Consider the following 21,127-nt stretch of genomic DNA (forward strand, 5'->3'; position numbering starts at 1 on the left):
CATTCACCCGGCCGCTGCGACTGCGGTGCCGCTAAAGGTGCGCGCCAGCGCAAGGATGAGCCAGGTGATCAGGCCAAGCCCCACCGACAGCGCGGCCGAGGTCGCGAAGTTGGCGGCCAGCGTGAACTCGGTGTAGATCAGCATCGGCAGCACATCGATGTTCGTCGCCAGTGTGAAGGCGGTCCCGAAGGCACCCATCGCGGTCGCAAATGCGATCGCGCCCGACGCGACGAAAGCCGGTGCCAGCGCCGGCAGAACGACGTCACGCTGGACCGCCCAGGGGCTGGCGCCAAGCGAGCGCGCGGCCTCCTCCAAACCGACATCGAGCTTTTGCACGGCCGCCATGATGGTCAGGATCACGCGGGGGATCGAGAAGTAGAGATAGCCCAGGAAGAGCCCGTAGATCGAATAGGCGAACACGAACTTCTCGCCGAATATCCGGTTCGACAGATCGCCGATCAGTCCTTGTCGACCCGCCAGCAGAATGATCATGAAGCCGACCACCACGCCGGGAAAGGCCAACGGGAAGGTCAGCATCGCGATGAGCACGGCCCGCCCGGGAAAGCGGTGCCGCTGCAGAAACATTCCGGCAATTGTCGCCACGATCAACGTGACCACCGTCGTTGCCGCCGCCAGGAGCACGGTGTTGATCAGCGTCGCGCGATAGCGGCCTTCCGTCAGGATGGCGAGGTATCCGGCGAGCCCGTGCGACCCTTCGGCGCCTGCGACCACCAGCCGTGCCATCGGCAACAGGAAGAATGCCGTGGTCACGACCGCAAGCGGCAGCAGGCAGAGCCAAACGAAGGATTTTTGCGACATCGGAAGAATAGTGCCCCGGCAAGGGGCACCATATTGCCTCAGCGGACCTCGGCGAGATAGCGGTCGACGAAGACTTTTTGCATGTTTTCCATCTCGCCCCAATCGACGCTCTTGGCGCGGGCATAGTCGCTGTCGGGGAGGAATTTGCTCTTCACGGAAGCCGGCAATTCGATCGGGCGGGCCGGACGCAGATAGGCATTGGTCCAGATCGCCTGCCCCTTGTCGGACAGCAGATAGTCCATCGTCTTCTTGGCCTTCTCCTTGTCGGGCGCATTCTTCACGAGACCGACGACATAGGGAAACACCACCGACCCCTCGCAGGGAATGACGAACTCGAAGTTGCCCTTTTCCGAATACTTCGCGCGGTAGGCGTTGAAGTCGTAGTCGAACAGGATCGGCATCTCACCGGAGACGACGCGGGCATATGACGTCTGCTTGGGCACGATCGGATCGTTCTTGCGCAGTTCCTTGAAGAAGTTGATCGCCGGATCGAAATTGGTAGGTGAGCCGCCCAGCGCCAGATTGACGGCGACCGCGCCGACATAACCGACCGCCGCCGACGACGGGTCGAGGTAGCCGACCATGCCCTTGTAGTCGGGCTTCAGGAGGTCCTTCCAGCAAGCCGGCACCAGCTTGCCGCCAAGCGCATCCTTGTTCACGAACAGGCCGAGCGTGCCGGAGTGGATCGTGGTCCAATAGCCATCCGGATCCTTGAGGCCGGCGGGGACTTGATCCCAATGCGCCGGCTTGTAGGGCTCGAGCGCGTCCTGGGCCTTGGCCTTCATGCCGAAGGTCACGCCGAAATAGCCGATATCGCCGACCGGATTGCTCTTCTCGGCCAGGATCTGAGCCAGTGCCTGGCCGGAATTCTTGTTGTCATGCGGGATATCGTAGTTGAGATCCGCCTTGATCGCCTTCAGCATCGAGGCCCAATCTGCCCATTCCGGCGGACAATTGTAGCAGATCACGTCGGCCGCCTTGGCGGATTGCCACGGCGCGATCAGCGTCAGCGCCAGCAACGCAAGGACAAGGCGGACGGTCTTCATGGGAGGCTCCGGTCCGAGAGAGGATGCAATGAGGACTTCAACATCAACCGGGCGACCAAGTATAGGCCGCGTATGAACGTTTTGCGACGCGCTCGCTGCCGTGCAGCAAATGCAACGGCCCCGGTGCCGACCATCAGATGCTCGCGGCAACCGATCGTTTCGCGCTAGGCTGCCGGCCAAAAGAGGAAACGCCCATGTACCAGCCGCCCGGCGTCAAAACGTCCCCTGATCTTCCCGTCCCCGACCTGATGAAAGCCTGGGTCCTTGGCGACCCCGACCACCTCCTCCTGCGCGAAAAGCCAACGCCGGTCCCGTCACGTGCCGAGGTGCTGGTGCGCATCGACGCTGTTGCGATCTGCGCCACCGATCTCGAGATTATCCATGCCGGGTCGCCGGCGAGCATTCAGGGCGGCGTGCCCTTCAACAAGAACTTCACGCCGGGCCACGAATACATGGGCACGGTCGCCGCGCTCGGCCCGGACGTTGATGAATTCAGGATCGGCGAACGGGTCAGCGTCGAGATCCACGCCGGCTGCGGTCAATGCAAACGCTGCCGCCAGGGCATGTACACCTCCTGTCTCAACTATGGAAAGCCGCATAAGGGTCACCGCGCCAACGGCTTTACGACCGACGGCGGATTCGCCGAATACGCGGTCAATCACATCAATACGCTGGCGCGCGTACCGGATACCATGAGCGACGCGGAAGCGACGCTGGTGGTGACCGCCGGTACGTCAATGTATGGCTTGACGGAATTGGGAGGATTGGTGGCCGGCGAGAGCGTCGTGGTGATCGGCCCAGGGCCGATCGGACTTCTCGCAGTTGCTGTGGCCAAGGCGCTTGGTGCAAGCCCGGTGATCCTGACCGGCACGCGCAACAAGCGGCTGGCGATCGGCCAGGAACTGGGGGCCGACCGCGTCGTCAACATCAGCGACGAAGACGCCGTTGAGGTCGTGAAGCAACTAACAGGTGGGATCGGCGCGGACTATGTCGTCGAATGTGCCGGCACCGAAGCGACACTCAACCAGGCCATTCACATGACCAATCGCGGCGGCAAGATTTGTCTGGCCGCCTTCCCGCACGAAGCCGCGACGCTGGACATCGCGCATCTCGTGCGGAACAACATCTACGCTTACGGGATCCGCGGCGAAGGCCGCAGCGCCACTCACCGCGCCATGGCACTGATGGCAGCGAAGCGGTTCGACGCGACTAGGATCCACACGCATACGTTTCCGCTGGCCGACCTGCCGACGGCGCTCAGATATGCGCGAGACCGCGTGGATGACGCGATCAAGGTCGTCCTTACCAATCGCAAGGCCGACGCGATCGCGAGCGCTGCGGAGTAAGGTCCGTTCGTGCCGGTTGCAGGAGTGCTGATCCGAGAGCCTGCTCATACCGAGCAGTATCGCTCCTTGATCTCGTCGTCGGCCAACAGTGCCTGCGCCGATGCCTGGTGCACCACCGCGCCCTGATCCAAAACGTAGGCGCGATCGGCAATACCAAGCGCGAGCTCAACGTTCTGCTCGACCAGCAGAACCGTCGTTCCTTGCGCCTTCATGCTGCGGAACAGCTCGAACATCTCGTCGACCAGGACTGGCATGATGCCCTCCGAAGGCTCATCCAGCATGATCAGATCCGGCTTTGCGACCATCGCTCGCGCGATCGCCAGCATCTGCTGCTCGCCGCCAGACATCGTGACCGCCTCTTGATCCATGCGCTCGGCCAGTCTTGGAAATATCACCGCGATCTCGTCAATCAGCTCGGCTTCCCGCTTCTTCGCCGGCGACGCCACCAGGCCGAGCCGCAAATTTTCCCGCACGGACAGGCCCTGCACGATGCGCCTCTCTTCGGGGACATAGGCCAGGCCCAACGCGAAGCGCACATGCGCCGGCTGGCGCAGCAGCTCTTCGCCCTTGAAGGTGACCGAGCCGCGCGCCCGCGCCATCAATCCCATGATCGATTTCAGCGTGGTCGTCTTGCCGGCCCCATTGCGGCCGATGAGGCAGACGATTTCGCCTTTGGTCACCTCGAGGCTGATGTCCTGCAACGCGTGGCTAGCGCCATACCAGGCATTGAGCTTGCTGATCTGCAGCATTCCGTCAATGCTCCCGCTGACCGAGATAGACCCGCTTCACGGCCTCGTTCTGTCGGACCTCCTGCGGCGTTCCTTCGGCCAGCAACTCTCCATGGTGCAGCACGAGGATGCGATCACTGATCCCGAGCACTAGCTTCATCTTGTGCTCGACGAGGATGACCGTACGCTCCTCTGCCAGCTTCACGATCAGATCCATCATGGTTCGGGTTTCTTCCGGACTCATGCCGGCCGTCGGCTCGTCCAGCAGCAGCAAACGGGGGTGGCTGGCAAGTGCCATGCCGATCTCCAGCGCCCGCTGCTCACCATGTGCCAATGTCTTGGCAGCTCGTTCCCGAGATTCCCACAGCCCAACCAGGGCAAGCAGCCCGTCAGCCCGCTCGACCAGTTCGGTCAGGCGCGCGCGTGGGCGCCAGATGTCATATCTTGACACCAGTGCCTGCAGGCCGACGCGGATGTTCTCGCGCGTCGTGAGCTGCGGGAATACGCTGGTGATCTGAAAGGATTTTGCGATCCCCATGTGAGCAAAGCGGTGTTGCGGCAGGCCGGTGACATCCTTGCCCTCGAATTCAACGCTACCCCTCGTGGGCGGAAAGGCGCCGCACAGCAGATTGAAATAGGTGCTCTTTCCTGCACCGTTCGGACCAATGATGGAGGTGATCGCTCCTCTGGAAAACTCGGCTGAGATATTGTCGAGCGCAACAAACTTCCCGAACGTCTTGCCGACGCCCCTGGTGCGCAGAATGATTTCTCTCGCTTGGCCTGCTGCGGCAGTCATCGTTTGCCCCGCGCGATCAGCGTGCCCCAGATGCCGGCCGGAAAGAACAGCACGCATGCAATGAAGATGGCGCCTACGATCAGTTGCCAGTGAACGGTCCACACGGATACTACGTTCTCCAGGACCAGGAAGACCGCGGCGCCGATCATCGGCCCGAAGAACGTCCCCATACCACCCAGCAATGCGATCATCACGACCAGGCCCGACGTCTCGTAGTGCAGGATCTCGATTGGAACGATCGACAGATGCAGGGCCTGCAAGGCGCCGGCGAGGCCGCAGAAGCCACCTGACAAAACGAAGGTCAGCAATCGCGTCAACGTGACATCATAGCCCGACGCGCGTGCACGCATCTCGTTCTCGCGCACCGCTTCAATGACGGCGCCAAATGGCGACGCGAGAATGCGCGACATCACGAAAAAAGCGGCAATCACGAAAGCCGCAATGACGTAGTACCGGATCATCGGATTGATGAAGTCGATCCGCAAGCCGAACAGATCGATGGTGCAGACATTGATGCCGCGGAGCCCATTTTCGCCGCCGGTCAAGTCAACCGCCTGGTAGAGAAGGTAATAGACACATTGCGACAGCGCCATCGTGACCATGGCGAAGTAGATGCCGCGGGTCCTGATCGCGAGCACGCCAATCAACAGCGCCATCAACAGGCCGCCGGCGACCCCGGCCGTGATCGCCGCATACCATGGCCAGCCGAAATGCACGATGGCGATGCCACAGAAGTAGGCGCCAGTCCCGAATAGCGCCGCATGACCAAACGACAGGAGCCCAAGATAGCCAAACACGAGATTGAACCCCAGGGCGTACAACCCATAGATCAGGATGTTCACGGCCAGGGCCGTGAAGGGCATCGCCAACGGGAAAATCAGGATCACCGCAGCCACAATGCTGGCGCGATGTCTCGTTGCCAACTCGTACCAGCTGGCTGTCGTGGCACGGGAGTGTTTGATGGATTCAGTAGTTTCGGTCATGCCGGGCTCAGCTCATCAATCCGGCGCGGCCGAAGAAGCCTTGGGGACGAACGATGAGAACGATCGCCATCAAGGCAAAGATCGAAACCTTGGCCATCTCGGGTGCAAACAGCGAGGTCATGCTGACCACCACGCCGACCAGCAAGCCTGCCAATACGGCGCCGCCGATCGATCCCATACCCCCCACGACCGTCACGACGAAAGCCTCGGCGAGAATCGTGCCGCCCATCTCCGGAATGACACCCTGAAGCGGGGCCGCCAACAGGCCGGCAAAGCCCGCAATCGCGGTACCTATCCCGAACACGATCAACCAGACCCTGGAAACATCGACCCCAAGGACGCGGACGATTTGCGGATCGCGCGCGCCGGCGCGGATAATGAGCCCGAAGCTGGTCTTCTCCAGAAACAGCCAGAGCGCCAGCAGGACGACGGCCGTCGCGCCAATCACGAACAGACGGTAGAGCGGGAAATAGCCGACACCGATGTAGACGGCCCCTTGAAGGACCTCGGGCGTATCGAAGGGATAACCGGTCTTGCCGAAGGCGATGCGCACGCATTCGACCATCACGTAACTCAGCCCGAAGGTCAGCAGCAGCGGATAGTCGATACCGCGGCCGTAAAGCGGCCGGATCAGCACGCGCTCGACTGCAAGGCCGAACAGTCCGATCACGATCGGCACAGCCGCGAGGCAGATCCAGAAATTCCCGCCGATCGAAATCAGATAGAGCCCGACATAGGCGCCGACCATGTAGAACGCGCCGTGAGCGAAGTTGACGACGGTCAACATCCCGAAGATCAGCGAGAGACCGATCGCAAACAGCACGTAGATTGCACCGAGCGCCAGCCCGGCAAATAATTGCAGCGCAATCAGGTCAAAGCTCAAGCCGGCCATTTATCCCCCAAACTACGGCGCGCACCGCCCGCGGCGCGCGCCGCCGTCGCACGGCTCAGCTCTTGTGGCCGAGCGCTTCGCAGGTACGCAGGTTCTTCTCATTGGGTTCTTCGGTTGAGAGAACCTCGAACACATCGGACTCGTTCTTCATATCCTTGGACTTCGACTTGATCACGAGTACCGATTGCACCGACTGGTGATCACATTTGCGATAGTATTGCGGCCCCTTGTAGTCGTCGTACTTCAGGGCTTCCAACGCGGTGACGATTTTGTCGGTCTCAACGCTGCCGGCACCCTTGACCGCCTCGAGCACGGTCCGAACGCCACCATAGCCGAGCGCACCGTAATCGGTGGGCAACTTGCCGTCATACATCTTGCGGAAGGCGTCGTTGAACGCCTTGGTCGAGGCGAATTTTTCCTCGATGCCCCAGTAGAACGAGCAGCCGCCGACGACGCCTTCGAATGCCTGAGGGCCCGCGGCGACGCGGCTGGCATGCGAGAGCAGCGGTGCAATGATCTGAATCGATTTCTTTACGCCGAAGTCGGTTGCCTGCTTCAGCGCGATCTGCTGGTCCCGGCCGAAATTGCTGATGCACAGAATATCGGGCTTCAGCGCCTGGAGACGGGGCAGCAGGGTAGAGAAGTCGGTTGTTCCCAACGGATGGCGGATGTCACCGAGATTCTCGATGTTGAACTCCTTGCCGACCTCGAGGAAACCGCGAACCATCTCGTGACCGTAGGCGTAATCCGCCGTCAAGAACGCAACCTTCTTGCCGAATTTGGCAAAGGCATAACGGCCGACGGCGCCTGACGTCATGTGCGGGTTCAACGCTTCGTGGAACGTGAATTTGCTGAAGTCTGCCGCCTCGTTGATTGCGTCGGACTGGCTGATCGAATTGAAGATTACGCCGCGCTCTTTGGTGACGTTGTTGATTGCGAGCTGAACCGCCGCGGACAGACTGCCGACGACAAAATTTACCTTCTCCTTCTCGACCAGCTCCAATGTCCGCGTAGCCGCCTCGCCGGGATTCAGCTTGTCGTCGCGCACGACAAGCTCGGCCTTGCGGCCGTTGAGACCGCCGGCATCATTGAACTGGGCGACAGCGAGCTGCCCGGCCCGCACCTGGTCCTGGGCCTCGGCGCCATACGGACCGGTCAAGGGAACGGGGAAGCCGATCTTGATGGGTGCTTCCTCGGCGTGCAGCAGATTGATGCGAAAAGGTGAGACGGCGAGAGCGGCGCCTGCGCTTGCCGTCGTCAGCAGACGACGCCGCGATATCGATCCAGCTTCAGCGACCTTGTTCGTCATGACTATTCCTCCCCCAGAACTGTCTGTATTTTGCTTATCGTCTTACTTTGCCCGGAGCATCTCCACCTCAGATGCGTCCCAAGGCAGTCAGGATAACCTGAGGCGTAAGCGGAATCTCGGTAATTATTGCGCCGAACGGCCGGAGCGCGTCATTGACCGCGTTGGCAACCGCAGCTGCCGCACCGGCCGTGCCGGCCTCGCCCGCCCCTTTGGCTCCCAGCTCCGATTCCTGCGTCGGAGATACCACGTGGCCGATCTCGATATCGGGCATCTCGCCGGACATCGGGACCAGATAGTCCGCCATATTGGCGTTGGTCAGCTGACCGCGCTCGTCATAGATGCATTTCTCGAAGAGCGCCGCGCCGAGCCCCTGCACGACCCCGCCCCGGATCTGCTCGTCGACGAGTTGCGGGTTGATGATGGTGCCGCAGTCTTCGACAACCCAATGCTTCAACAGCGTAACGAACCCGGTTTCGGTATCTACCTCAAGCCATGAGGCCTGAATGCCGTTGGTGAACGCAAAGGGATACTGGCGCGGAACGAAATGTCGGGTCGCCATCAACTCAGGCTGAATGCCTGGCGGGAGGGTGTCCGGTCGAAAATAGACGATCCGCGCCAGCTCGTTCAGCTCGATGCGCGGCGCACCGTCGTCGGCATTGACGATGCTGTTGTTGACGATATCGAGCCCGTCCGGCGTCGATTGCAGGATGGCCGCGGCGACATCCAGGATATTCTGGCGCAAAGCCTTGGCAGCCTGCAACGCGGCTTCGCCGCCGATGCCGGCGCCGCGCGAGGCCCAGGTACCACCGCCGTAGGGCGTATTGTCGGTGTCGCCCAGGGTCACTCGGATTCGGTCCATCGAGACGCCAAGCACACTGCCTGCGATCTGGGCAGTTAGCGATTCCGACCCTTGCCCCTGTTCCGTGATGCTGGTCTGGCAGATGACCGAGCCTTGCGCGTCGAGCCGAACCGCAACGCCATCTTGCGACGAAATTCTCGCGCCGCCGACGCCATAAAAGGCAGCACTTGGGTTGGTCACCTCGATGAAGCTGGCGATTCCGATGCCCCGGTGAACGTTTCTGGCGCGCAAGGCCGTTTGCTCAGCGCGCAGCGCGTCGTAATCCATCATCTGAAGCAACTTGGCCAACGAGGCGTGATGCGAAAGCTGCTCGAACTTCATGCCTGAGGGTGATGCGCAGGGATAGGCATCGTCGGCGATCAAGTTGCGCCGGCGGATTTCGACGGGGTCCATGCCGATCTTCGCTGCGGCAAGATCGACCAGGCCTTCGGTGACCGAACAGGCAATCGGGTGTCCGACCGCTCGGTACTGGCACATGACGTTCTTGTTCTGGAACACGACGCGCGCCCGCGCTCGATAATTCGGGGTGACATATGGCCCACCGACCAGATTGACCACCTGATTTGCCTCGATGGCGCTGGTGCGCGGATACATCGAATACGGGCCGATCCCCGTCAGATCGTCGATCTCGAAGGCCGTGATCGTACCGTCGGGCCTGACGCCGATCCGTCCCTTACATCGATGATCGCGGGCGTGAATGTCCGTATTGAAGCTCTCGACGCGGTCGGCCACGAACTTGACGGGCCGGCGCAGCAGTTTGGACAGTGCGTAGGTCGCCATTTCGTCGGCGTAGACGTGGACCTTGATGCCGAAGGAGCCGCCGACATCCTTGCAAACCACCCGGACTTGCGCTTCCTTCAGCCCCAGATGTAGGGCTGCGATATTCTGCACCATATGGGGCGCCTGCGTGCCCTGATAGATCGTGAGCCGCGCCTCGGCCGTATTCCAGTCGGCAACGACTGCCCGCGGTTCAAGCGTCACGCCGGTGTGGCGCCCGAATACGAAGTCGGCTTCGACGACCTCGGACCCCAACAATGCGTCGTCGACATCGCCGGCATCGAGGCTCCGTTCAAAGGCAAGATTGTCACCGAGCGAGGCATGAATGACGGGCGTGGCCGCATCGAGCGCTGTGCGCATGTCCGTGACCGCCTCGAGTTCCTCGTAGTCGACGGAAATGTGCTCCATGGCATCTTCAGCTGCCGCACGGCTGGTTGCCACAATCGCCGCAACTGCCTCACCCTGCCAGCAAGCCCGGTCGATAGCGATCGCGTGCTGCGGCGCCGACTTCAATCCCTTCAGATGCGAGAGCACGCCGACCCACGGCGTGATGACAGCTTCCAGCTCACGCCCCGTGACGATAGAAATGACGCCCGGCATGCGCCTAGCCATCTCGGCATTGATCGCCACGATTCTGGCGTGGGCATACGGCGACCGTAGAAAAACCGCGTGCGCCATCCGCGGCAATTCCAGGTCACTGACATATTGTCCGCGCCCTTGCAGCAACCTGTCGAGGTTCGGCCTTGGCACCGTCTTGCCGATGTAGGAATTCGGGCGATCGAGCACCGAAAGCGCGCCTGCTGGTGCACGGGTCACGGTCATGACCGCCGCTCCGCGCGGGTCCTGGCTGTCGCCTCCACAGCGTCCACGACGGCCTGATAGCCGGTGCAGCGGCAATAGTTGCCGGAGAGATGCTCGCGGATCGCTTGACGATCAGGCGCAGCCGTGTGCTTCAGCAGGTCCTGGGCCGTCATCAGCATCCCAGGCGTGCAGTAACCGCACTGCAATGCATTGCGTTCGCGAAATGCCGCCTGAAGGTCGGCGATTTCACCGCTGTCGGACAGCCCCTCGATTGTCTCGACCGACGCGCCCTGCGCCTGGACCGTCAGCATCAGGCAGGAGCGAACGATCTCACCATCGATTCGAACCGTGCAGGCACCGCAAACGCCGTGTTCGCAACCGATATGGGTTCCAGTCAGCTCGAGATTTTCTCGGAGGAAATCAGCGAGATTGAGCCGCGGCAGGACAAAGGCATCGATGGGTTCACCGTTGACGAGAAGCGAGATCGATACCGGAGCGCTCACGTGGTCACCTCCGTTTCCAACTCCGGCCGCGCGAGCAAGACGGCCACGCAGCGTCGGAGCAAGACTGTGGCCAAGTGTCGGCGCATGGCCGGGCTAGCCTGCTGATCCTCCTGTGGGTCGAGTTCATTGGCCAGCGCTGTCGTCGCTCCGGCGAGCAAGGCGGGAGTCAAGGATGCGTTGATCAGCTTGCCGGCGGCCGCTGCGAGCAACGGCCGGTCGCCAACAGCAAAGAAACCGAGCCGAAGATCCGCAAACTTGCCATCTGCGACAACTGCGCGTGCCGCGAGACCAACAATGGCGTAGTCACCGTGCCGCCGGGCATACTCCTGAAAGAAAAATGTCGAGCCGCGGCCTGCGACCGGCACCTCGACCGCGACAAGCAATTCGCTCGGCGACAGCGCCGTTTGGTAGATCCCCTTGAAAAATGCAGTCGCAGCAATCCGGCGCTCCCCGGCCGGGCCCCGAACAACGATCGAGGCGTCAAGCGCCACAGCACAGGCCGGCAGTTCCGACGCAGGATCGGCATGAGCGAGGCTGCCGCCAATCGTTCCGCGATTGCGAATCGCGGGATGAGCAACGTGGGCAACAGCATCGCGCAACAGCGGTGCGTGCAGTGCAATGTCCGATGATCTGAGCAGGTCGACATGCCGGGTCAGCCCGCCAACGACCAGCACGTTTCCCCTCACCGCAATGCCGCGCAACTCGGCGAGGCCGCCGATATCGATCAGAATGTCCGGAGATAGGAGCCGCAGGTTCATCGCCGGCATCAGGCTCTGGCCACCCGACAAAACCTTCGCCTTGTCGCCATGCGCGGCAAGCAACTCCAGCGCATTCACGACGCTGGTCGCACGGGCGTAGGCGAAAGCCGCAGCTTTCATGTGGGCGTGGCCTCCCGGGCCCAATTTTGGTTTGCCCGATTAGAGGGCCGCCCTGTTCAAAGGTCAAGTTTGTTTATCGAGTGATTATTTGTGCGGCAGGGCTTGTCTTCGCCTTGGGAAGGCCGCAGGTTCCTTGCCAACTAAAGTTCAACGCGCGGGGAGGCGGATGATGAAGCTCGGGTTCTTTACGATGCCGATCCATCCTCTCGATAAGGACTGGCGGCAATCGCTCCGGGAGGATCGTGAGGCCTTCCTGCTCGCGGATGAGCTCGGGTTTACCGAGGGCTACGTCGGCGAGCATGTCACCGACAAAGCCGAGAACATCACATCCAGCATCGCCTTCATTGCGTGGCTCGCAGCCGCAACCAAACAGATCAAGCTTGGAACCGGCACCATCAACATGCCGAACACCCATCCGGCAGCGATCGCCGCGTCCGTCGCCATGCTTGATCACATGCTCGATGGCCGCTTCATACTGGGAATAAGCCCTGGCGGATTGCTGTCCGACGCAGAGGTTTTCGGCAATCTCGATGCCGACCGCAATGGCATGTTCCTCGAGGCGATCAATCAGGTTCTCGATCTCTGGGCCGGCAAGCCGCCCTATGATTTGCAGGGCAAATTTTGGAATGTCTCGGTCAAGAGAACTTTGATCGAGGACATCGGCCAGGGAATCGTAGCTCGACCCTTGCAGACCCCCCACCCACCGATCGTGGTGACGGCAGTCGCGCCGTTCTCAAAAGGCGTCACGGAGGCCGCGGCGCGTGGCTGGGATCCGATCTCGGCAAACTTCCTGATGCCAGCCTGGGTGAAGAGTCACTGGCCCAAATACGTCGAGGGTTGCGAGCGCGTGAACCGGCCAATCGACACCGCCAATTGGCGCGTCGCCAAGAGCGTGTTCGTGGCAAAGGACGCAGCAACCGCGAAAGCCTATGCCACGGCGCCCGACAGTCCCTACGTGTATTATTATCACCAGCTGTTCACGAAGCTGAAGCGCAGCGGCCGGCTCGAGCTGTTCAAGACGCGGCGGGACCAGCCTGATGCTGAGGTGACACTGCAGTCGATCTGCGACAAGCTGATCATCTACGGCCCGCCCGAAAGCGTGGCCGACCAGCTGCTCGCGTTCCAGGAGGAGACTGGCACCTTCGGAACCTTGCTTTATGCCGGCAAGGACTGGAAAGATCGTGAGCTCGGCCGTCAATCAATGATCCTGATGGCCGAGAAGGTCTTGCCGCGGATTAATGCTGGATCATCGGCGTGATCAAGGAGTTTCGACATGGCCCTTACTGATCGGATTCCGTACCAGGCGCAGGTCGATCGGCCGAAGCTGACATTGCCCGATGGCAAGAAACTCGCCGTCTGGGTCATCCTCAATGTCGAGGAATGGCGCATCGGGAGTGCGATGCCGCGTACCGTGCTGAGCCCTCCGATGGGCCAGCCCCTGCTGCCCGACGTGCCGAACTGGTCGTGGCACGAATACGGCATGCGCGCCGGCTTCTGGCGGCAATTCAAAGCCTTCACTGACCGAAAGATACCGGTGACGCTGGCTGCGAATGCCAACGTCTGCAACAGCTATCCGCGCGTGGCATCGGCGGCGCTTGAGGCGGGCTTCGAATTCATGGGACATGGGTTTGTCCAGGGCCCGATGCACAAGGTCGAGAACCAGGCCGACGCAATCAAGCGCACGGTCGAAACCATTGCCGGATTTACCGGCAAGCCACCGCGATCATGGGAAAGCCCGGGCTTGACCGAAACCGAAGAAACGCTTGATCTCCTGCGCCTGAACGGGATCGAATACGTGGCCGATTGGGTGATCGACGATCTTCCCCAGGACATCGCCACGCCGCACGGAACTGTGACGACGATTCCCTACTCGGTCGAGACCAACGACATCGTCATTCACGCGTTGCAGCACCTTCCGTCAGACCAGTTCCTGACGCGCTGCACCGACCAGTTCGATCGGCTATACCTCGAAGGCGCAGAGAATGCGCGGATCATGGCAATCTCGGTGCATCCCTACATCACAGGGGTACCACATCGAATCAAGTACCTGGAGGCCCTGCTCGATTACGTCATCGGCCATGACGGCGCGGCACTGATGACGGCGAGCGAGATCGGAGATTGGTATCGGGATCAGATGGCGACAAAGTAATACGGCTCAGCCGACGATTTTGATCGGCGCCCGCCGACGATCTGTCGCGCTCTCAGCCATCCTCTCAAACCCCGCGAGGAAGAGATCCAGCGCGTCACTGATCATCTGCGCCTTGTCCTCCAGGACCGGCGCTTCGTAGATGTACTTGCGTACCCCATAATAGAAGATGCCGCCGTGAAATACCCAGGCCAGCTCCAGCTCGGCGGCGCCGGGTCTGCTTTGCGTCGCAAGGCCAGCGTCGTGGCGGCATTCCCTGAGAATACGGGTCAGGATCTTGTCCTTGACCATGCCAACATACCAACGATTGATATCGAGGCCCTTCAGGCCGGAGTAGAGGTAGATTCTCAACCATTTTCGGTTGAAGATCGCATCCGTGTAGACTTCGTAGAATTCCTGAAGCCGCGCGCGGAGTGGGCGCGACCGATCCGACAGCAACTTCTCCCAGCCGATTTCGAGGGGTTCGAGATATACCTTGCGGTAGACCTCTTTGATGAGATCGTCCTTGCTCGGAAAGTAACGGTAAAGCAACGGCTGCGTTACACCGAGTTTGCGCGCGAGTGCACGCGTGCCGCCGCCAAATCCCTCTTCCGCAAAAAGCTCGGTCGCCTTGGTAACGAACTCACTGCGACGATCGTCGGCAGATAATCGCCTCTGTTTGACACGAGCTCGCTTGACCGGCGTCTTTCGATTCATGATGCCTTGTCACCGTCGTCAGCCAGGAACCGGCCAAAACCTCCCCGCGCGAATAACAGCGGATTGCTTCGATTGTAGGCGTAGGCTTCCACCGCCCCCAGGAAAATAACGTGATCCCCGCCGTAGTAGCGGTTGGCGGCACGACATTGGAAATTTGCGACCACATCAGCAAGCACAGGAGCGTTCCCGAGACCTGGTGTCCAACGCACACCCGTGAACTTATCGCCTGACGATCTGGCAAACCGCATCGCCAACGTCTGCTGTGACGCATCGAGGACGTTGACCGTGAAATGGCTGGCATTCTGGAAGATCGGCAGCCCCTGCGAAAACATGCCCAGGCTCCACAGCACCAGTGGCGGGTTGAGCGACACCGACGCAAAGGAATTGCAAGTAATTCCGTACGGCCGTCCTTCGGCCGACATTGCCGTGACGATCGTCACACCGGTCGCAAATGTGCCGAGTGCGTTGCGGAAGTCACGAGGATCGATCGTCGAGCTGTCGCTTGCGAGCTCACCGGCCGGATCGGGTGGATGTTTGGGTGAGTCGGACATCCAGCGGCCTCAAAGCGTCGGGTTTTCAGACGGTAGCCCAAGAGCCACCCGCCCGTAATTCGTGCCCGCCGCGTCGAAATTGAAGGCGAGATGTGCGTTGATCGCATGCGCATCTCGGAATTGGCGCTGCAACGCTCCCGAGGTGAACAGGCTGCGCGCCCCGCTCGCCGCAAACAGAAGAGACACCGCCTCTGTGCACAGGTTGACCGCGAACGCGCCATCGCGCCGGAGCTTCGTCTTGGCCGCAATGCTCGGTATATCGCCACGCCGGACCTCCGCAAGCACATCAACGCAATTCGTGCGCATGATCAGCCGCGCGGCATCTATCTTCGCGGATGCCTCGGCGATCTTGATCTGCGTGCTCTGCAGGTCCCCGATCTTGGCCCGGTTATATGTCGAGGCGCGGTGTCGCGCGATCTCGACATAATCGTCAAGGCAAGCCTGGGCATTTCCCAGTCCGACCCCAGACAATACATAGGGAAACAACGAAAATACCGGAAGCATGTAAAGCGCATTCGGATTAACAACACTGCCAGGCGTTGCGCCACCCGCAAGATCGCTGACGGCAACCGTCATATGCTCGGGGACGAATGCGTCAGTTACCCGCACATCGTTCGATCCCGTTCCGCGCAGACCAGCCGCATTCCAGGTGTCGTCGATGCTGTAGTCCCGTCTGTTCAACAGGAACAGCCGATATTCGACACCATCGGCCTCATCATCCGAGGCAACCACACTCGCGAGCATGTTCCATCCGCAGGCCTCCACTCCGGACGAGAACGGCCAATGACCACTCAGCACATATCCGCCACTAGTCTTTCTGGCGCGACCTGCCGGGAAAACAAAGGAGGACGCGATCAGCGTATCTGGATTCCCGCCCCACACCGCGCTCTGAGCCGCGGGCGCGAACATACCCAGCATCCAGTGGTGACTTGCAAGGTTGGCAAAATTCCAGGACACCGAGGCGTCTCCCTGCCCCAGCGCATCGGCGCAATCGACCAATGCAACATAGTCGAGCTCGCTGCCTCCGACGCGCTTGGGCTGCAGGATCCGGAAAAGGCCGCTATCATGCAGATCGCGCTCGGTCTCCGATGGCAGGTGGCGCAGCTCTTCGGTCCGCGACGCCCGTTCACGCAAAGCCGGAACAAGCGCCCTGGCTCGTGCGACCATGGCCAAATAACGGTCCACATCTGGGCCTGGCGGCACCTTCGCCTCGAGCCCGCGGCCAACCTCAACCATGGTCTCTCCTTCGTTCGATCCCCCAGGACATTCGCGCGTGCGATCGAGCCGTACGGCTCAGTTTATCGATCGATCACCAGAGATCAAGACGCGCAAGCGTGCGTCCCGCGAATTCGCGCTCAGGACCCACGACTGCCGCAGGGGCGCCCATTTGACGGAACGCTTCCAGGGATGCTTCGTCCGCACGAGACAGGCTAATCTAGCATTATCTTGCCCAAGATTCGATGCGTAACTCTGGCGCCCGCTCACGACCGCGGCTTACCGAAGGGTGCCACCTACGGCTCAGAAACGCAAAGAAGCCCGGTGGCTATTCGGCCACCGGGCACACTACGTCGTCGAATTGCTGGCAACAGCCCGCCCCACCTCGTGTGATCTAGACGAGTTCTTTCCGCCAATACAGCGTGTGCTGCCATGCCCATGGCAAGACAGGTTCGAAGAGCCGATACCCCTGCCGGATAAAGTTGTTGGCCGAGAAGACGTTATCGGTCGTATCCGAAACGATCGCTTTCCAGCCGGCACGCCGCGCTCGCGCTTCCAGCGCGCGAGTAAGTCGCACCTGCAGGCCGTGGCCGCAATGCGGCATCGCAACGCCGACCCGGCATAGATATCCAGCATTTGCAATATGGGTCGAGGGAACGACACCCGCGAACGCGATCGACTTCGCTCCGCGGTAAGCAATCCACCAATACCCCTGCCCGAAGTCCGGTACGCGGGTCCCGTCACAGAATATCAGCTGATGAAGCTTAGCGAGCGAGTCCGAGACCTCCTCGTCTTGCGCGATGATCCGCTCGATGCGATGCACAAGTTCGAGTGCTCCGTCGCCGTTTTCGATCGCCTGCGGCGCTTTGCCCCAGCCGCGATCGAGGATGGCATTGGCGGCGGAGACGCGGGCAGCCGGGGTTGCGCTGGTCGATCGCATCACGCCGACCAGTGCGTTGAGTGCGCTTCTCGTGTGACTACGCGCAAGCGAGCGGATCTGCGTGATAGTCCTCGCCACTCACTTCTCCTCCCAATCGGACGGGAGATATTCGCTCGGAGCCGTGTCGACATAATCCGTATCAGGATCGGGTAACGCCGAGCGAAATGCGATCGTGGGAAAATCCGTTCGCTCGCATTCGTGACGCGGTCGCGGGATGAACTGGATAATCTCTGCGCTCATGCAAACTCCGACAACGCAATGGCGATCAGGCCCGCGAGCGCGAGCGATATCAGATAGGCGGTCATGCAAGCCTCGTTGATCGGCCGTCCGCGCCCGATGCGGCCATCGAATGGAATGTGCGGCAGATCGCTCAGCGGGCGGCGATCTTTGGGGCGCGAACCTTATCCCTGACGAGTGGGGCCGCGGGCGGCGCCGGCTTTCGCCGCGCCGCAGGGCCGGCGCGTTCGCGCGCACCGGCCAATTTCGTGCTCGTTTCAATGGGTTCGGACGGCGGCTCGCTTGCGACGCTCAGGCGACGGGCTGGGAGGATGTGGCGTCGTGACGTTGCGGCCGCCGTCCGATTGGTGAAACGGCAAAGAAAAAGCCCGCCGCGGATTGCTCCGCGCGGGCTCAACAATTTCTGATTATCGGATTATGCCCCTGAGTTGCCCGACGTGTCAAACCTTTTTGCAAGCTGAATACGATCGGTAAAATATGATGCGTCGGTTTCGACGGCGGGAAACCGCCCTGATCGAAAATCTGCGCATGATCCGGAATCGCAACACGAGCTGGCGCCGATCGGCCGTATGCTTGTTGCGATGATGTCAGTGTGCAGCTGATTTGCCCGACGCGTCAAGCGGACGAGTGGCGCATAATATTTGGATCGACATCAGGACAGTTTTGGACAGTTTTGGCCGCGTCGGTTCGAACCAACCCACGCCGCAGTTAGATTGCAAGGAGGAAGCGCCGATGTATTTCGTTGCTGCCGTGCTCGCGGTCCTGTCCGGCCTGTTCTATGCCGCGAGCCATCATCAGATCGGTTCACTCGGTACCACCATGTGTCAGTATGGCGGGGTCCTCTGCGATAGTCCCGTGCTGGTTCTCGTCAGCGCGGGGTTCGCCGCCGCGTGGGGCATGCTCGTCAGCGTGCGCTGATCGCGTGCGATATTGGCGACAATGACGTTGTCGCCGCTGACTTGCCCGACGAGCCAATTTCCGTGCTTTGCGTCGGATGCAATCTCAAGAAACCCCCGCATCTATTGCGGCGTGCTCGGGCTTGCCGGTTGAGCAGGCTCTGGACCAGCCGGAGCTGGCTCCATCGGCCTCTTGGGCTCGGTCGGCATCACCTTCGCGCCGGCCGCACGTGCCGCCTCGCCGGTCGTTGAGTAGTTGGCGGAAGCGGCCGGCTGCACCTTCGGCTTGTTCCACGGGCCGTGGTCGACGATCAGCATGCCCAACACGCCGAGGATCGCAACCACCGCCGCAACCAACAGCGGTGCGCCACCGTGCCGATTTCGATGCTTGACCGGATCGCCTTGGGTACCGCCTCGGCTTATGCCATGCGCATGCGTTGTCATCGTCGTCTCCTCCACGGAAACAAGCCGCGACCCGCGCGTAAGTTTCCGGTTCCCCGATGTGAAAGCGAGACATGCCGGTGGAACCAATCCACAACTGCTGAATTTCCACGATATGTGGGCGTCACCCGCCGTTCAAAACACGCGAACGCGGGTAGCCAACGGCGACGGTCACCTGGCTTTTAGTGAAATCGCGGCACGGCACATGAACTCCGAAACACCCGAGTCCCCGCTGCAGCCCACGCTCGGTGAGCGAGCGATCGACATAGCGACGGACGTTTCGCGTACCATCACGGAGGTATCGGACGGACTTCGAGCGGCCGCCGATCGCCTTAGCGACGCGATCGCAACCTCGCGCCGGCCGGGCGGAGTCCTCGCCACGGTGAGCGCGGTCACACGTGAAGCGCCGCTCGCAAGTCTGTTCGTCGCGTTTCTGCTCGGCGTCGCTGTCGCGCGCCGGCGCTAGGCGTTGATGCGACCCGAAGGCTTGTCCTAGAACTTGCCCTTCGTCGCGTCCTTGGTTGCGGACATCACGCTTCCGCTGATCTGCCGCATATGTTCGCCAGCATTGGTGAACTGGCTACGCAGGAATTCCGACTGGATCCGCATCGCCTCCTGCAGATCGGTCGCGTGCACGAGCTTGCGCGCATGCTCAAACGCCGCTTTCATGTTCTGTTCGGTGAACGATAGCGCCTGTTTGGAGATCTCGGTACCGGCGCCCGGCATCGTCGTCATCGACTTGCTCGCGGCATCAAAGAACAGGCTGAAGGCCTGTTCGGCTTGGTCGATGGTCTTTTCCGCGAGATCGCGCAACTCGGCGGGAACTTCAAGCTTCGGCTCAATCATGATCGCGCCCCCCTGAAAAAGCGTCCGGCGACGTTAGCATAGATTGTGACGGCGTCAGCGCCGTATCGCCAACCAGGACCGGCCCCACCCGCTGCAGCAGGCCAAGGAAAAATTACCTAGCTACGGCCGGACGACGTCACCAGCCGATTCCAACCATGTCAGCACTGTGGCATAGTGATTCGGTCTCTTCGTTGGCCGCGTTCGCGTCTCTGGGGAATAAGGGGATCTGATGCTGCGCGCCGTTCGTCTACGTCTCTCGCAGCCGCTCAGTAGCGGTAGGTGTCGATATCGAGAAGCGGGAATGCGCTGAACACGCCCGGGAGATTGGTCGGCATCGCCGGATGCAGATAGGACCTGTCCAGCTCGGCAAAGCTGGTGACGCCGAGCAGCCCAAGGCAGCGGATCACCTCGTCCTCCAGCAATTCCAGCATCCGCACAATGCCTGCCTCGCCGGCCGCAGCGAGTGCCCAGCATTGCAGACGGCCGATCCCGACTAGGTCGGCCCCCGAGGTGATGGCCTTCACAATGTCGGTGCCGCGGCAGATCGAGCCGTCGACCATGATCTTGGCACGGCCGGCGACGGCCTGAACGATCTCGGGCAGCACATGCATGGACCCACGGCCGTGGTCGAGCTGCCGTCCGCCGTGATTTGAAACGTAGATCCAGTCGACCCCGTGGTCGAGGGCGGTCCTTGCGTCTTCTGCGGTGGCGATTCCCTTGAGTATAAGCGGAACCTTGAACTTGTCCTTTATCAACTTCACCGTCCGCCATTCCAGCCCCTTCTGGAAATCGCCGCCGGTGGCTCGAATTCGGCTTTCGCGGACATAGCGCTTGGCGATATCGCGCTCACGCCGGCTGTAATGGGCGGTGTCCACCGTGAGGCAGAACGCGGCGTAGCCGTTGTCGATGGTACGGCTGACCACATCCTCGACGAATGCATCGTCGCCGCGCACATAGAGCTGGAAGATCCGCAGCGCATCCGGCGCCGCCTTGGCGGTGTTCTCCAGCCCCGGCTCCGACACCGAGCTCAGCATGTGCGCCGCGCCGAATCTTCCTGCTCCGCGCGCAACGGCCGCGCCCGCATCCGGATCGAATATCTCGAGCGCGCCGACCGGCGCGATCATCACGGGAAGCCGGAGCTTGCGTCCGAATACCTCGGTGGAAGGATCGACATTGATGACGTTGCGCAGCACGCGCGGCCGGAACGCGATCTCGTCGAGCGCCATCCTGTTGCGGCGCATCGTGGTCTCGGTTTCCGAGGCGCCGACGATGTAGTCCCACGCGTTCTGGTTCAACTTGGCGCGGGCCTTTCGCGCGAATTCGTGCAGGTTCTGGAATTCCTCGCCGCTGGCGCCGAGTTCGACATTGCGCACCTGTCGAATGGGGGTCCCGTCATTCATGGTGTTTCTTCTCCCGATTTGG

At 61.3% G+C, this 21,127-nt stretch carries 22 protein-coding genes; 5 read left to right on the top strand and 17 right to left on the bottom strand.

Annotation, left to right across the window (positions count from 1 at the left end; translation table 11 throughout):
• Positions 1-3 precede the first annotated feature (3 nt).
• Both ABIB78_RS07180 and ABIB78_RS07185 read right to left on the bottom strand, forming a co-directional pair.
• Complete coding sequence (locus tag ABIB78_RS07180) at positions 4-819, bottom strand: ABC transporter permease (RefSeq protein WP_429023066.1); 816 nt, start codon at positions 817-819, stop codon at positions 4-6.
• Positions 820-857: 38 nt separating this feature from the next.
• Entirely contained in the window at positions 858-1,865 is a 1,008-nt protein-coding gene (locus ABIB78_RS07185; protein ID WP_429023068.1) for an ABC transporter substrate-binding protein, read from the bottom strand.
• Between the two features lie 194 nt (positions 1,866-2,059).
• Between ABIB78_RS07185 and ABIB78_RS07190 the strand changes: the two genes are divergently transcribed.
• Complete coding sequence (locus ABIB78_RS07190; protein ID WP_429023070.1) at positions 2,060-3,211, top strand: zinc-dependent alcohol dehydrogenase; 1,152 nt, start codon at positions 2,060-2,062, stop codon at positions 3,209-3,211.
• A gap of 44 nt (positions 3,212-3,255) precedes the next feature.
• Here ABIB78_RS07190 and ABIB78_RS07195 read toward each other — a convergent pair whose 3' ends face one another.
• The 8 genes from ABIB78_RS07195 to ABIB78_RS07230 form a co-directional block, all read right to left on the bottom strand.
• Positions 3,256-3,960 carry an ABC transporter ATP-binding protein gene (locus ABIB78_RS07195; protein WP_429023072.1) on the bottom strand — a complete coding sequence of 235 codons (705 nt, stop codon included), beginning with the start codon at positions 3,958-3,960 and terminating at the stop codon, positions 3,256-3,258.
• 4 nt (positions 3,961-3,964) lie between these two features.
• Positions 3,965-4,735: an ABC transporter ATP-binding protein gene (locus tag ABIB78_RS07200; protein ID WP_429023074.1), complete on the bottom strand. Its 771-nt coding sequence runs from the start codon at positions 4,733-4,735 to the stop codon at positions 3,965-3,967.
• On the bottom strand, positions 4,732-5,718 hold the full coding sequence (locus ABIB78_RS07205; protein ID WP_429023076.1) for a branched-chain amino acid ABC transporter permease: 987 nt from the start codon (positions 5,716-5,718) through the stop codon (positions 4,732-4,734). Before ABIB78_RS07205 ends, ABIB78_RS07200 begins: the two co-directional genes overlap by 4 nt.
• A gap of 7 nt (positions 5,719-5,725) precedes the next feature.
• Complete coding sequence (locus ABIB78_RS07210) at positions 5,726-6,610, bottom strand: branched-chain amino acid ABC transporter permease (protein WP_429023079.1); 885 nt, start codon at positions 6,608-6,610, stop codon at positions 5,726-5,728.
• A 55-nt stretch (positions 6,611-6,665) separates the two neighbouring features.
• Positions 6,666-7,919, bottom strand: coding sequence for an ABC transporter substrate-binding protein (locus ABIB78_RS07215; protein WP_429023082.1), 1,254 nt, complete (start codon positions 7,917-7,919; stop codon positions 6,666-6,668).
• A 67-nt stretch (positions 7,920-7,986) separates the two neighbouring features.
• Positions 7,987-10,377 (bottom strand): xanthine dehydrogenase family protein molybdopterin-binding subunit, encoded by a 2,391-nt coding sequence (locus tag ABIB78_RS07220; RefSeq protein WP_429024027.1) that lies wholly within the window; start codon positions 10,375-10,377, stop codon positions 7,987-7,989.
• Positions 10,374-10,859 carry a (2Fe-2S)-binding protein gene (locus ABIB78_RS07225; protein WP_429023083.1) on the bottom strand — a complete coding sequence of 162 codons (486 nt, stop codon included), beginning with the start codon at positions 10,857-10,859 and terminating at the stop codon, positions 10,374-10,376. The genes ABIB78_RS07220 and ABIB78_RS07225 overlap by 4 nt, the downstream gene beginning before the upstream one ends.
• Entirely contained in the window at positions 10,856-11,737 is an 882-nt protein-coding gene (locus ABIB78_RS07230; protein WP_429023086.1) for an FAD binding domain-containing protein, read from the bottom strand. The genes ABIB78_RS07225 and ABIB78_RS07230 overlap by 4 nt, the downstream gene beginning before the upstream one ends.
• A 169-nt stretch (positions 11,738-11,906) precedes the next feature.
• Between ABIB78_RS07230 and ABIB78_RS07235 the strand changes: the two genes are divergently transcribed.
• Both ABIB78_RS07235 and ABIB78_RS07240 read left to right on the top strand, forming a co-directional pair.
• Complete coding sequence (locus ABIB78_RS07235) at positions 11,907-12,995, top strand: LLM class flavin-dependent oxidoreductase (RefSeq protein WP_429023089.1); 1,089 nt, start codon at positions 11,907-11,909, stop codon at positions 12,993-12,995.
• 15 nt (positions 12,996-13,010) lie between these two features.
• On the top strand, positions 13,011-13,886 hold the full coding sequence (locus tag ABIB78_RS07240) for a polysaccharide deacetylase family protein (RefSeq protein WP_429023092.1): 876 nt from the start codon (positions 13,011-13,013) through the stop codon (positions 13,884-13,886).
• A gap of 6 nt (positions 13,887-13,892) precedes the next feature.
• Here ABIB78_RS07240 and ABIB78_RS07245 read toward each other — a convergent pair whose 3' ends face one another.
• The 4 genes from ABIB78_RS07245 to ABIB78_RS07260 form a co-directional block, all read right to left on the bottom strand.
• Positions 13,893-14,579, bottom strand: a complete 687-nt coding sequence (locus tag ABIB78_RS07245; RefSeq protein ID WP_429023095.1) for a TetR/AcrR family transcriptional regulator — start codon at positions 14,577-14,579, stop codon at positions 13,893-13,895.
• Positions 14,576-15,130, bottom strand: a complete 555-nt coding sequence (locus ABIB78_RS07250) for a flavin reductase family protein (RefSeq protein WP_429023097.1) — start codon at positions 15,128-15,130, stop codon at positions 14,576-14,578. The genes ABIB78_RS07245 and ABIB78_RS07250 overlap by 4 nt, the downstream gene beginning before the upstream one ends.
• A 9-nt stretch (positions 15,131-15,139) precedes the next feature.
• The gene (locus ABIB78_RS07255) at positions 15,140-16,366 is read right to left on the bottom strand and encodes an acyl-CoA dehydrogenase family protein (RefSeq protein WP_429023100.1); all 1,227 of its coding nucleotides are present in this window, start codon (positions 16,364-16,366) and stop codon (positions 15,140-15,142) included.
• Between the two features lie 373 nt (positions 16,367-16,739).
• A complete protein-coding gene (locus ABIB78_RS07260; RefSeq protein WP_429023103.1) occupies positions 16,740-17,285 on the bottom strand; it encodes a GNAT family N-acetyltransferase in 546 nt (181 codons plus the stop codon).
• Between the two features lie 969 nt (positions 17,286-18,254).
• Between ABIB78_RS07260 and ABIB78_RS07265 the strand changes: the two genes are divergently transcribed.
• Positions 18,255-18,440, top strand: a complete 186-nt coding sequence (locus ABIB78_RS07265; protein WP_429023106.1) for a hypothetical protein — start codon at positions 18,255-18,257, stop codon at positions 18,438-18,440.
• A 101-nt stretch (positions 18,441-18,541) separates the two neighbouring features.
• On the opposite strand, the gene ABIB78_RS07270 is transcribed toward ABIB78_RS07265, so the two are convergent.
• Entirely contained in the window at positions 18,542-18,862 is a 321-nt protein-coding gene (locus ABIB78_RS07270; protein WP_429023108.1) for a hypothetical protein, read from the bottom strand.
• A 202-nt stretch (positions 18,863-19,064) separates the two neighbouring features.
• On the opposite strand from ABIB78_RS07270, the gene ABIB78_RS07275 reads away from it, so the two are divergent.
• Positions 19,065-19,325 (top strand): hypothetical protein, encoded by a 261-nt coding sequence (locus tag ABIB78_RS07275; RefSeq protein WP_429023111.1) that lies wholly within the window; start codon positions 19,065-19,067, stop codon positions 19,323-19,325.
• 26 nt (positions 19,326-19,351) lie between these two features.
• Here the strand turns inward: ABIB78_RS07275 and ABIB78_RS07280 are convergent, their stop codons facing one another.
• Both ABIB78_RS07280 and ABIB78_RS07285 read right to left on the bottom strand, forming a co-directional pair.
• On the bottom strand, positions 19,352-19,705 hold the full coding sequence (locus ABIB78_RS07280; RefSeq protein WP_028343174.1) for a phasin: 354 nt from the start codon (positions 19,703-19,705) through the stop codon (positions 19,352-19,354).
• A gap of 266 nt (positions 19,706-19,971) precedes the next feature.
• Entirely contained in the window at positions 19,972-21,105 is a 1,134-nt protein-coding gene (locus tag ABIB78_RS07285; protein ID WP_429023113.1) for an alpha-hydroxy acid oxidase, read from the bottom strand.
• Between the last annotated feature and the right edge of the window lie 22 nt (positions 21,106-21,127).

Origin of the sequence: Bradyrhizobium sp. I1.14.4 (assembly GCF_050435825.1) — a bacterium.
Lineage (GTDB): Bacteria > Pseudomonadota > Alphaproteobacteria > Rhizobiales > Xanthobacteraceae > Bradyrhizobium.

What these genes read in the sequence shown, in the direction of transcription:
- ABIB78_RS07180 (WP_429023066.1), bottom strand. Translation starts at nt 819, where the DNA reads ATGTCGCAAAAATCCTTCGTTTGGCTCTGCCTGCTGCCGCTTGCGGTC.
- ABIB78_RS07185 (WP_429023068.1), bottom strand. Translation starts at nt 1,865, where the DNA reads ATGAAGACCGTCCGCCTTGTCCTTGCGTTGCTGGCGCTGACGCTGATC.
- ABIB78_RS07190 (WP_429023070.1), top strand. Translation starts at nt 2,060, where the DNA reads ATGTACCAGCCGCCCGGCGTCAAAACGTCCCCTGATCTTCCCGTCCCC.
- ABIB78_RS07195 (WP_429023072.1), bottom strand. Translation starts at nt 3,960, where the DNA reads ATGCTGCAGATCAGCAAGCTCAATGCCTGGTATGGCGCTAGCCACGCG.
- ABIB78_RS07200 (WP_429023074.1), bottom strand. Translation starts at nt 4,735, where the DNA reads ATGACTGCCGCAGCAGGCCAAGCGAGAGAAATCATTCTGCGCACCAGG.
- ABIB78_RS07205 (WP_429023076.1), bottom strand. Translation starts at nt 5,718, where the DNA reads ATGACCGAAACTACTGAATCCATCAAACACTCCCGTGCCACGACAGCC.
- ABIB78_RS07210 (WP_429023079.1), bottom strand. Translation starts at nt 6,610, where the DNA reads ATGGCCGGCTTGAGCTTTGACCTGATTGCGCTGCAATTATTTGCCGGG.
- ABIB78_RS07215 (WP_429023082.1), bottom strand. Translation starts at nt 7,919, where the DNA reads ATGACGAACAAGGTCGCTGAAGCTGGATCGATATCGCGGCGTCGTCTG.
- ABIB78_RS07220 (WP_429024027.1), bottom strand. Translation starts at nt 10,377, where the DNA reads ATGACCGTGACCCGTGCACCAGCAGGCGCGCTTTCGGTGCTCGATCGC.
- ABIB78_RS07230 (WP_429023086.1), bottom strand. Translation starts at nt 11,737, where the DNA reads ATGAAAGCTGCGGCTTTCGCCTACGCCCGTGCGACCAGCGTCGTGAAT.
- ABIB78_RS07235 (WP_429023089.1), top strand. Translation starts at nt 11,907, where the DNA reads ATGAAGCTCGGGTTCTTTACGATGCCGATCCATCCTCTCGATAAGGAC.
- ABIB78_RS07240 (WP_429023092.1), top strand. Translation starts at nt 13,011, where the DNA reads ATGGCCCTTACTGATCGGATTCCGTACCAGGCGCAGGTCGATCGGCCG.
- ABIB78_RS07245 (WP_429023095.1), bottom strand. Translation starts at nt 14,579, where the DNA reads ATGAATCGAAAGACGCCGGTCAAGCGAGCTCGTGTCAAACAGAGGCGA.
- ABIB78_RS07250 (WP_429023097.1), bottom strand. Translation starts at nt 15,130, where the DNA reads ATGTCCGACTCACCCAAACATCCACCCGATCCGGCCGGTGAGCTCGCA.
- ABIB78_RS07255 (WP_429023100.1), bottom strand. Translation starts at nt 16,366, where the DNA reads ATGGTTGAGGTTGGCCGCGGGCTCGAGGCGAAGGTGCCGCCAGGCCCA.
- ABIB78_RS07260 (WP_429023103.1), bottom strand. Translation starts at nt 17,285, where the DNA reads ATGCGATCGACCAGCGCAACCCCGGCTGCCCGCGTCTCCGCCGCCAAT.
- ABIB78_RS07265 (WP_429023106.1), top strand. Translation starts at nt 18,255, where the DNA reads ATGTATTTCGTTGCTGCCGTGCTCGCGGTCCTGTCCGGCCTGTTCTAT.
- ABIB78_RS07270 (WP_429023108.1), bottom strand. Translation starts at nt 18,862, where the DNA reads ATGACAACGCATGCGCATGGCATAAGCCGAGGCGGTACCCAAGGCGAT.
- ABIB78_RS07275 (WP_429023111.1), top strand. Translation starts at nt 19,065, where the DNA reads ATGAACTCCGAAACACCCGAGTCCCCGCTGCAGCCCACGCTCGGTGAG.
- ABIB78_RS07280 (WP_028343174.1), bottom strand. Translation starts at nt 19,705, where the DNA reads ATGATTGAGCCGAAGCTTGAAGTTCCCGCCGAGTTGCGCGATCTCGCG.
- ABIB78_RS07285 (WP_429023113.1), bottom strand. Translation starts at nt 21,105, where the DNA reads ATGAATGACGGGACCCCCATTCGACAGGTGCGCAATGTCGAACTCGGC.